This is a genomic window from Shimia sp. MMG029 (assembly GCF_027947445.1).
GTDB lineage: Bacteria > Pseudomonadota > Alphaproteobacteria > Rhodobacterales > Rhodobacteraceae > Shimia.
The window spans coordinates 245,276-252,411 of the sequence record NZ_JAQJIM010000006.1; the positions used below are offsets into that span (position 1 = coordinate 245,276).

At 56.5% G+C, this 7,136-nt stretch carries 5 protein-coding genes and 1 pseudogene; 4 read left to right on the top strand and 2 right to left on the bottom strand.

Translation table 11 applies throughout. The features are described 5' to 3' along the window. Window positions 1-31: 31 nt before the first annotated feature. Window positions 32-1,264, bottom strand: a pseudogene (locus tag PJL69_RS15375) (IS1182 family transposase). A gap of 372 nt (window positions 1,265-1,636) precedes the next feature. After that, on the bottom strand, window positions 1,637-2,548 hold the full coding sequence (locus PJL69_RS15385; RefSeq protein ID WP_271310444.1) for a LysR substrate-binding domain-containing protein: 912 nt from the start codon (window positions 2,546-2,548) through the stop codon (window positions 1,637-1,639). A gap of 121 nt (window positions 2,549-2,669) precedes the next feature. On the opposite strand from PJL69_RS15385, the gene PJL69_RS15390 reads away from it, so the two are divergent. From PJL69_RS15390 to argE, 4 genes are all read left to right on the top strand, one after another. Further along, window positions 2,670-3,641 carry a Bug family tripartite tricarboxylate transporter substrate binding protein gene (locus tag PJL69_RS15390; protein ID WP_271310445.1) on the top strand — a complete coding sequence of 324 codons (972 nt, stop codon included), beginning with the start codon at window positions 2,670-2,672 and terminating at the stop codon, window positions 3,639-3,641. Between the two features lie 75 nt (window positions 3,642-3,716). Further along, a complete protein-coding gene (locus tag PJL69_RS15395; protein WP_271310446.1) occupies window positions 3,717-4,214 on the top strand; it encodes a tripartite tricarboxylate transporter TctB family protein in 498 nt (165 codons plus the stop codon). Between the two features lie 12 nt (window positions 4,215-4,226). Beyond that, window positions 4,227-5,717, top strand: a complete 1,491-nt coding sequence (locus tag PJL69_RS15400) for a tripartite tricarboxylate transporter permease (RefSeq protein ID WP_271310447.1) — start codon at window positions 4,227-4,229, stop codon at window positions 5,715-5,717. Beyond that, window positions 5,714-6,904 (top strand): acetylornithine deacetylase, encoded by a 1,191-nt coding sequence (argE, locus tag PJL69_RS15405; RefSeq protein ID WP_271310448.1) that lies wholly within the window; start codon window positions 5,714-5,716, stop codon window positions 6,902-6,904. Before PJL69_RS15400 ends, argE begins: the two co-directional genes overlap by 4 nt. Window positions 6,905-7,136 lie beyond the last annotated feature (232 nt).

Below are 7,136 nucleotides of genomic sequence, written 5' to 3' on the forward strand. Positions count from 1 at the left end.
CCGCCGTACAATCTGAACGGTTCGCTCCGGTTTAGGTCGGAAGGGCTGTCAGAAGCCCACGCACCCCGATCAGGGCGATCATCCGCTTGATGTTATAGGCGAGGACATGGAATGCCATCTCGGTGCGGACGTTCTTGAGCCGCCGCATCCGGAAGTGCGTCGCTCCCATCAAGGCCGGGTCGCGGCTCAAGCGGTCGTGTAGCGGTATGTCAGCGTCTCACCTGCTGGGCAAAGATACACATCTTCGCCCGCGTCATAGGCAAAGTTTGCCTTCACATACCGGCCCTTCTTGCGGTTGCCGGATGTCTCGGGGCGGGGGAGGCTGTGGTGATGCCATCCTCGTGACAGGTCAGAATTTCCCGGCCGCTAAAATAACCTTTGTCCGCCACCGCGCTCATTTCGCCGCGTCCGAGAGCGGCCTTCGCCGCCTTGGCCATCGGCGACAGCTGTTCACGGTCGTGCCCGGCATTGATCACATCATGCGTGAGAATTAGATGGGTCTCGGCATCCACCGCGGACTGGGCGTTGTAGCCCACAAATCCGCTGCCTTTAGCGCTGGTGGCCATGGAGCGGGCATCCGGATCAGTCAGGGAAATCTGCCTGTCTGCGCTCGCCCTGAGTGCCTCGCTCATGTCCACCAAGCGCGCGATCTACCGCCGGATGCGCTCGCAGCGTTGCGCCAGGTTGGCGATCTTCTCGACCCGGGCCTCACCCTCTTCCTGACGGTCGATCCGGACCATTTCATCAAGGTAGCGCTCAATACTCGCGACCAGATGGACCGTACGGCTTTTGGTCTTGCCCTTGGTGAAGTTCTTATCTCGGTTGTTCTCCGCCTTGAATTTGGAGCCGTCGATGGCGACACAATCCCCCTTTAACACCCCAATGCGGCGACAGAGTTCGACGAACTGCGCACATGTCCGCCGAATGGCGGGACCGTTATCGCGGCGAAAATCAGCGATTGTCTTATGGTCCGGCGCGAGCCGCCCGGTCAGCCAAATCACCTCGACATTGCGACCAGCCTCCCGTTCAAGCGCGCGGCTGGAGGGCACGCGTTTCAGATAGCCGTAGATGAGACCGATGGGTGATAGCCGGGCCGCCCTATCCGCGCCGGCGCCGTCCGCTGGAAACCTATCTCCTCAAGATCAATCTCCTCCACAAAGAGGTCAATCACGCGAACCGGATTACCCTCGTCAATCCAATCTTCAAGCCGATCCGGAAAAAGCGTCGTCTGACTTCGCTCCGCGCCCTCGATATATCCTGACATACCTGCCTACAGCCTTTGCTGAAAAGAATACAGCATCCAGAGTTTTCAAGCAGCCTCAGCCCAAAGCGGTCATTCACTGGTCTTGACGCGGCTGCGGTGCGGCTACTCTCAAAATCATCGACGAATTCACAAAAGAGGCTCCATTGATCCGCGATTGTCGCAAACTCAACTCGACAGGCGTGCTAGACGCGTCGACCGGTCTTTTCATCTTGCGCGGGCTGCCAAAATAGGCCGACGATGCACTAACATTCAAACTGTATTACCCTAAGGGGGCATGCAAAAAATCAAACCCAGTATAGCTCGGGGTATCGAGTAGTTTTACCCCACACAGATTTAAGTTCTATTGGTTTATGACCTTGGTTTTCAGAGCTATCAAACCACGAGTTTCTGTTCTTTCAGCAGATCAATCTCTGCCCTGATCACCTCAAGAAATGCCTGCCCTACTGCGCTGATCTGGCGGTCGCGCGGGATGAACTGGGCGATTTCCCAGCTTATCGAAGGTAAAAGAGGTCGCGCAACCGCCTTGTCAGGATGCAGCAACCGACAGGCGACGGGGTCCACAATCGCCAGCCCTATACCCATTTCCACAAGCTTTACCACACCGCGCAAATTGCGCATCTCTGCGGCGATCCTACGTTTTACGTCGATGGTCTGCATCAGAAAATCAACACGCGTTCTCAAAGGGCTCCCGAGCGACAGATCAATGAAGGTTTCCTGACGCAGTCTTGGCAGGGGCAGAACGTCGGTTTCGTTCAGGGGATGATCTATGGGGAGAATGCAACAGGCTTCGCATCTGGCCAGCGTTGTCGCGGTTGCACCGAACGGTTCAGCGTCAAGCGTGATTCCCAGCGCCATGTCGCAGGTCCGCTCTGCCAGCATCCGGGTCATTTCCTCGAGCCCTACATCGACCAGTTTTACGCTGACGCCGGGGTGTTTCGCGCGGAAAATGGAAACAGCATCCAGCAGGAACGTGTCGCAAAACACCGGTTGCGCTGCAATGACCAGATGCCCGGTTTTCTTGTTGGCAATGGCGACGGCTTCTTCTTCGGCGTCGCGCAGTGCTGCAAGGGTACGCTGCACAGTCTGGTGGTATTGAAGCGCCTCTTGAGTGGGCGTTAACCTATTGCGCTTCCTGACAAAAAGCGCGAATCCGGTATGTGACTCAAAAGCGACCAACAGGCGACTGATCGCAGGCTGACTCAGGCCAAGAAATTCCCCGGCCCCTTTCATGTTTCCCAGACGCATAAAAGCGTCAAATGCCTCTAACTCTCGCTGTTTGAGCATGTCATCCTCTCAGTATGCATATGCGTTATACTAAACGATTCTGTTGCCAAAAAATATATACTGAAGGTATTTTTCACATTATTACAGGGTCGGGCTTCCGACCGCATCTTGGGAGGAAACCATGAAGAAACTCATCACCGGATTGACATTGGCGGCAACGATGGCTGCTGGCGCGGCGTTTGCAGCAGACTATCCAGAAAAAGCGGTCACATTGGTGATCCCCTATGGGCCTGGCGGCGCCTCGGATCTGGCGGGTCGCGCCTTGTCGGAAAGCGCCAAACCCTATCTGGGCCAACCTGTTACCGTCGTGAACAAACCAGGCGCAGGGGGGATGAATGGCGCTCGGTTTGTGACTGAATCCGATGCCGACGGGTATACGTTGTTGCTGGCCCGTGTTGGCATGGCGCTGACACCAGCGGTCAACCCGCAAGCCTCGGTCGATTGGGACGCCTATACGTTCGTTGGTGCCTTGGAGGCCACGCCAATGATTTTGGCGGTCAAAGGTGACGCGCCCTACAACTCGGTCGAAGACCTGACCAACGCCGTGTCCGAAGCCGGCGGACGTATGGCTTATGCTGCGTCCGGGGCCACCTCAATCGATGGCTTCACCGTTCAGACCCTGCTGTCGGATGCCGGGATGGACCCGCTGACGGCCGCGACGTTGGTGCCCTATAAAGGGGGGGGCGCTCTGGCGACCGCTCTGCTGGGTGGTCATGTCGACTTCCTTGCCATCTCGGCCGGGTCTTTGATGCCCCATATCGAAAGCGGCGACATGAAGGCGCTGATGGTTTTTGCACCTTCGCGCATGGACAACCTGCCGGATGTCCCGACCGCGTCGGAACTGGGCTATGAGCAAGCAGGTCAGGTCACAGGCTGGAGCGCGCTCTACGCTCCCAAAGACCTGGCCACAGACGTCGTTGCCAAATGGCAGGGTGTTCTGGATCAGGTCGCCACCGATGAAACCTGGCTGACGCTTGCTGAACGCCGCGGATCGATCTCGACTGTCGGGTCGATCGACATGCCGGCCTATGCCAAAGCCCAATATGAACTGTTCAATGGACTGGCCAAGAAATTCGGCTACATCCCTGAATAAACTCCTTTGAAACAACAAAAGCGGCGCTCGATCATAGCTTGCGCGCCGCTTTTCAATTGGCAAAGGAGTCCAGCTATGACTAAGCCTCTTTTTCGCGGTATTTTAATCACCGTGCTGTTTGCTTTCGTCGCTTTCGTCCTGATCCCGATCCATGTTCCGCGACCAGCCTTCATCCCAGGATTTGCGCCTCCCCCAGACATGTGGCCCCGGGTGATCTCAATCATCGGTATGGGGCTCGGACTTGTAGCGTTTTGCCTGACCCTGCTGGGCAAAGGCGAGGCCGAAGACCCAGCGCCGAAATCGGACGGCGCACCCACTAAAACCCTTATTCTCAGAGCCTTCGGAGCGGCCTCTGCATTTGTCGGATTTATCGTGATCCTGCCGATTGTGGGGTTCGCGATCGGGGCGATGCTATTGACCGGCGTTTGCATCCTGCTGACGGGCGAGCGCGGGCATGTGATCTGGGCGGTTGCCATCTCGGTGCTCGGTCCACTGGCGCTGACATTCTTTTTTCACAAAGCGCTCGGCACGCAGTTCCCGCAAGGGGTGCTGGGTCCGGTTATCGGACTGTGAGGAGACACGGAAATGCTCAATGACATCCTAATGGCGCTGCAAGCAGTTGCCACACTTGAAAACCTTCTCATCATGATCGCCGGGATCTGGGGAGGCGTCATCATCGGCGCCATTCCGGGAATGACCGGCACGATGGCAGTCACGCTGGCCCTACCGTTCACGTTTTACATGGATCCGGTGCCCTCGATTCTGATGTTGGTCGCCCTTTACAAAGGCTCAACCTATGGCGGGTCGGTCTCGGCCATTCTAATCAAAACGCCGGGAACCGCGTCGGCCGCCTGTACTGCGCTCGATGGCTATCCGCTGGCGCAACAGGGCAAGGCGGGGAAGGCGCTCAATATGGCGCTTTATTCCTCCGTGACCGGGGACTTTATCTCGAACCTGTCACTGATCTTTCTCGCGGCTCCACTGGCCATTCTGGCGCTACGAGTCGGGCCACCGGAATACTTCATGCTGATGCTGTTCGCCCTAACCACGGTTGCAGGCGTATCCGGCAACTCTTTGTTGCTTGGACTGGTCTCAGCCGCAATGGGACTGTTGCTGGCCACGGCGGGTGAGGACATTTACGGCTCCTTCCGCTTCGCATTCACCGAGGACATGCAGGCGGGGCTGTCAGTGGCACCGGTTCTGATCGGCCTGTTTGCGTTGCCCGAACTGATCAAGATGATCGTCATGCGCGCGGCACCCGACAATGAAACCGCCAAACTCGGGGACCAGAAGGTCAGCCGGGCGGAATTTATGCGCTCGTTCAAGTCGATCCTGCGTGGCAGTTCGATCGGCGTGCTCATGGGGGCCATCCCCGGGATCGGGCCTTCGGCAGCAGCCTTCTTTTCCTATGGCGAGGCACAGCGCTCGTCCAAGAACGGAAAGAATTTTGGCAAGGGCGAGCTGGAAGGTATTGCAGCCTCGGAATCGGCAAACAACGGTGCCTGCGGGGCGACTATGATCCCTCTGTTGGCCTTGGGCGTGCCCGGTGATGTCATCACCGGCGTCATGCTGGGGGCTTTCATGATCCAGGGACTGACGCCAGGACCCCTGCTCTTTCAGACGAACATTCATGAAATCTACATGCTGTTCATCGGGATGCTGTTCTCATCTGTGCTTTTGTTCGGCGCAGGAAAACTGACCATGCGCATGTTTTCGTATGTCGCGCATATTCCCCAGACATTGCTGACACCGACCGTGTTGCTGTTGTGCCTGTTCGGGATCTATTCGATTTCGTCCAGCATGTTTGATGTCACGGTGCTCTTGATCATGGGCTGCGTCGGCTTTGGCATGTTCCTGCTGAACATCCCCGCCGCGCCGTTCCTGATCGCCTTCATCCTCGGCCCGATGATCGAAGACAATCTGCGTCGTGCGCTTGCCATTTCTCGAGGCGAGCCAGGCATCTTACTGTCTTCGCCCATCACATGGATATTTGCGGCCCTGATCGTCTTCGTTGTCACCCTGACCGTTCGAAGAGAGATTCACAAAGCCAAAGAACGTAAAGGTGAAGTGGCATGAGTATGTCTGCAATGACCGTTGAAACTATTCAGTCCCGATTGGAACGCGCCAAGGCGCATCTACAGCACCTGATCAGCTTTGATACGGTTTCTGACAAGTCGAACTTGCCAAGTATTGACTACTTGGCAAGTCACCTCGATGAACTGGGTGCCGAGCTGACTCTCTTGCCTGACGCAAGTGGGGAAAAAGCAAACCTTGTCGCGCGTTTCGGTCCGGCTGACAAACCTGGGATCGTCCTGTCCGGCCATACTGATGTCGTGCCTGTGAACGAAGGAGAATGGACAACCCCTCCGTTTGAAATGCACGGACGCGATGGCCGGCTCTATGGGCGGGGCAGCTGCGACATGAAGGGTTTTATCGCCTGTGTCATGGCTATCGCCCCGGACATGGCCGCAGCCCAGCTTGAGCGCCCTTTCTACCTGTGTTTTTCTTATGATGAAGAGGTCGGGTGTTTGGGCGCGCCCGATATTGCGCGCTATCTGGCAGGGCTGGATGTGCCGCCCGACTTTGCCATCATTGGTGAACCGTCTGACATGAGGCTCATCACCGGCCAAAAGGGTAAAATCGCGATGCGCGCGATTGTCAAAGGCACGTCTGGCCACTCATCCCTGGCCCCGTGCCATGTGAATGCGGTCGAATATGCAGGGCGGCTTTTGAATTTGATCACGGCCCAAGCGGAACGCTACGCCACCGAAGGCCCGTTTGATCCCGAGTTTACCGTGCCCCATGCGACCTTTATGACAACCACGATTGCGGGCGGCGTCGCAACGAATATCACGCCTGATCGGTGCGAACTCACCTTCGAACTTCGTTCGATCGGTGAAAACGATCCCGAACGGGAAATCGCCCAATTTCTGGAAGGCGCCAAGCAAATAGAGGCCGAGATGCAGGCCAAAGCACCGGGTACGGGTTTTGAATGGCAGCCGCTTTTCTCATATCCCGCAATGAATGACGCCCGCAATTCCCATGGTTTTCGCAGGTTTTCAGATCTGATGCCGGACTATGGCGGGAAAGTCTCGTTCGGCTCCGAAGGTGGCGTTTTTGAGAAAATCGGCGGGATACCATCTGTCATCTTGGGCCCTGGTTCTATCAGACAAGCTCACAAGCCGAACGAGTTTGTCGAGGTTTCTCAAATGGAAACCTGCCTGGATTTTTTGAGTTGTCTTGTCGCTGCTGAGACCAGTTGATTGCTCGCCATCCACTTGCTTTTTCATGATCTTTGGGCACTGTTCGGCGTCGACCCACTGTTTAGCTCTCTGTTTCTTGGCCACAGATCGGGGTTTCTCAAGTGGTATCCGATACTTGTGGAGGTAAATTGAGCGCCTGATGTGGAGGGATGAAGTTGTTTTGTCAAACCATCCCTGCATCGCCTCGGCTGTGAACTCTGGCCTGTTTTAAGATCGGATGTACTCTTGGATG